Below are 3,112 nucleotides of genomic sequence, written 5' to 3' on the forward strand. Positions count from 1 at the left end.
GATCAGGGCGGCGCCCTCGGCCAGCTGGGCCCGGACGGTGTCGACAGTCAACGCCGGTAGCACCGGATCCCGGTCGAGGAGCGGGGGGCCGAGCCGGTTGATTTCCCCGAGCCGGCGGAAGTACGGCGGATAGCTGCCCAACGAGCCCAACAGTTGCTCGACGAACGCATCCTCGCCGGCGGCGGCGAGCAGCGGGTTGGTGGCGCGCTCGCGCGCGATGGTGCTGGTGCGCTCGGTGCCGGGCGGGGCCGAGCAGAACGAGCCCGCCCCGTGCGTGGGCCACACCGCCACCTCACCCGGTAGCGCGGCGAGGCGGCGCAGGGAGGCGTACTGGGCGCGGGTGAGGGCGTCGGTGCGCTCGGGGGAGATCAGGTCGGTGCGCGCGGCGGAGCCGACCAGCAGCGAGCCGCCGGTGAACACCCCGACCTCCTTCTCGCCGTCGAGGAGCAGGAAGCACAGGTGTTCGTGGGTGTGTCCAGGCGTCATCAGCGCTCGCAGCTTCAGCCCGCCCAGGTCCACCTCGTCGCCGTCGCGCAGCCCGGTGTGGGGGAATTCCCGGTCCCCGGCGGCCGAGGCCAGCACCCGCGTTCCGCCGGTGGCGCCGAGTTGGTGGGCGCCGGACAGGAAGTCGGCGTGCAGGTGGGTGTCGGCGGCGAATGCGACGGTCAACCCGCGGCGGGTGGCCGCGGCATGCACCGCCCGCAGGTCCCGGCTGACGTCGACCACCAACGCCCGCCCGTCCCCCAGGTCCACCAGATACGCAGAGTTGCCGAGCCCCTCGTCGACGAGCGGCACCAGATCGATCCCGGTCATGGCCTTCTCCCTGCCTCGGTTTCGAGGGCATTCCCGGCGGAACACCCGATCCATGTTCTACACTATTCCAAAGATGATTGGAGAATGCTATGGGTGATCGGATCGCGAAGACGGAACTGTTCGACCAGTTCGCCCGGGTCGGCAAGGCCCTGAGCAACGGCAAGCGGCTCGAACTGCTGGATCTGCTCGCCCAGGGCGAGCGCACCGTCGACGGGCTCGCCCGCGCCTGCGAACTGGGACTGACCACCGCGTCCGCGCATCTGCAGACCCTCAAGCAGGCCAACCTCGTCGCCACCCGCCGCGAGGGCACCAAGGTGTTCTACCGGCTCGCCGGTGCGGACGTGGCACAGCTGTTCGCTCTGGTCCGCACGGTCGCCAACGAACACCTGCCCGATGTCGAGGCTGCCCGCACCGCGTATCTCGGCCCGGCCGACACCGAGCACGTCAGCAAGGACCAGCTGCTCGAGCGGGCCCGGTCGAGGAAGGTGACGGTGCTCGACGTGCGCCCCCGCGAGGAATACCAAGCCGGGCACATCCCCGGTGCGGTGTCGATTCCGTTGGACGAGCTGGCCGGGCACCTGGCAGAGTTGCCCGTAGATCAGGAGATCGTCGCCTACTGCCGCGGCGCCTACTGCGTGCTCGCCCACGACGCGGTCCGGCTGCTGACCGACCACGGCCGCCGTGCAGCGCGGCTGGCCGACGGCATGCTCGAGTGGCGGCTGGCGGACCTGCCGGTCGACTCCCTGACCTGACCACAACCCGGCCGCGGTCTGTGCGGGCCCATCCCCGAAATCTCCGAGGTGATCGATGAGTTCGCAGCAGATCCCGCAGCAGCGCCGCACGTTGGCGGTCCTGGTCGGCGCCCAGGTGCTCAGCGGCGCCGGCCTCGCCGCCGGCATCACGGTCGGGGCGCTGCTGGCGCAGGACATGCTCGAGACGACCAGCCTCGCCGGGCTGCCCAGCGCCATGTTCACCATCGGCTCCGCCGCGGCCGCGGTCACCGTCGGGCACATCTCTCAACGCCTCGGCCGCCGGACGGGACTGGCCCTCGGGTACGCGGCCGGCTCCCTCGGCAGCCTCGGCGTCGTCGGGGCCGCCGTCCTCGACAACATCGCCCTGCTGTTCCTCGCCCTGTTCGTCTACGGCGCCGGCACCGCGACCAACCTGCAAGCCCGGTACGCCGGAGCGGATCTGGCGAGCGCGCACCAACGCGGGCGGGCGGTGAGCACGGTGCTGGTGGCCACCACCGTCGGTGCGGTCGTCGGCCCGAACCTGGTGACCGTGATGGGCGATCTGGCCACCCGGTGGGGCATCCCGGCGTTGTCCGGGCCGTTCGTGCTCTCCGCCGCCGCCTACGCCCTGGCCGCATTGGTGCTCTGGGTGCTGCTGCGCCCGGACCCGCTGCTGCTGGCGCGGACCCTGGCAGCCGACACCCCCGCCCCGGCCGTGGACGAGACCACCCCTGCGGAGCGGACCTGGTCCCCGGCCGTGGTGCTCGGGGCGACGGTGATGGTGGTGACCCAGTTGGTGATGGTCGCGATCATGACGATGACCCCGATCCATATGCAGCACCACGGCCACAGTGTCGGCGCCGCCGGGATGGTCATCGCCGTCCACGTCGGCTCCATGTACCTACCGTCCCCGCTCTCCGGGCTGCTCGTCGACCGTCTCGGGCCCCGGCCGGTCGCCGCCGCCGCGGCGCTCACCCTGCTCGCCGCCGGCATCACCGCTGCCGCGGTGCCCGCCTCGTCGGTGGCCGCCCTCGCCCTCGCCCTCGGCCTGCTCGGTCTCGGCTGGAATCTCGGGCTGGTCAGCGGCACCACGATCATCACCGACGAAGTCCCGCTGACCATCCGGGCCCGCACCCAGGGCACGGTCGATCTGTGCATCGCCGTCGCCGGGGCCGGCGGCGGCCTGACCTCCGGGATGATCGTCGCGGCCACCGACTACACCGTCCTCGCCGTCACCGGTGGCGTGATCGCGCTGAGCATCGTGCCCGCCCTCGCCCTGTCCGCCAGGACCAAGGCGAAGACGAAGACCGCATCCGCACCGGCGAACGAAACGGCACCCGACGCCGCGCCGAGGTAGCCGGCGCGTGCGGGCGTCAGGCGGCCGGGGTAGCCATCGCAGCGATCGCGCCCAGCGACGTGAGCGCCTCGAGCGTTTCGGCAGCATTCGGGGTGGCGTCCGGGTCGGACCCTGGTGATTCGTCTCGCCCCTGATGCGTCAGTGTTTGCCGACGGCGACGGGTCTGTGAGCGGGATAGGCGTGGACGAGTGCGGTGGACAGTTTCGGCACC

General features: G+C 71.9%; 3 protein-coding genes and 1 pseudogene. 2 read left to right on the forward strand and 2 right to left on the reverse strand.

Features of this window, described 5'->3' with window-relative positions:
- A partial coding sequence (locus tag WAW17_RS27990) for an MBL fold metallo-hydrolase (protein ID WP_422336120.1) occupies window positions 1-813 on the reverse strand: 813 nt, incomplete at its 3' end.
- Window positions 814-902: 89 nt separating this feature from the next.
- Here WAW17_RS27990 and WAW17_RS27995 point away from each other — a divergent pair.
- Window positions 903-1,565, forward strand: a complete 663-nt coding sequence (locus WAW17_RS27995) for an ArsR/SmtB family transcription factor (RefSeq protein ID WP_422336121.1) — start codon at window positions 903-905, stop codon at window positions 1,563-1,565.
- A 55-nt stretch (window positions 1,566-1,620) separates the two neighbouring features.
- On the forward strand, window positions 1,621-2,901 hold the full coding sequence (locus WAW17_RS28000) for an MFS transporter (RefSeq protein ID WP_422336122.1): 1,281 nt from the start codon (window positions 1,621-1,623) through the stop codon (window positions 2,899-2,901).
- A 16-nt stretch (window positions 2,902-2,917) separates the two neighbouring features.
- Here WAW17_RS28000 and WAW17_RS28005 read toward each other — a convergent pair.
- Window positions 2,918-3,112, reverse strand: a pseudogene (locus WAW17_RS28005) (hypothetical protein); the annotation flags it as partial.

Source organism: Rhodococcus sp. (in: high G+C Gram-positive bacteria) (genome assembly GCF_049286785.1).
Taxonomy (GTDB): Bacteria; Actinomycetota; Actinomycetes; order Mycobacteriales; family Mycobacteriaceae; genus Rhodococcus_F.

What these genes read in the sequence shown, in the direction of transcription:
- WAW17_RS27995 (WP_422336121.1), top strand. Translation starts at nt 903, where the DNA reads ATGGGTGATCGGATCGCGAAGACGGAACTGTTCGACCAGTTCGCCCGG.
- WAW17_RS28000 (WP_422336122.1), top strand. Translation starts at nt 1,621, where the DNA reads ATGAGTTCGCAGCAGATCCCGCAGCAGCGCCGCACGTTGGCGGTCCTG.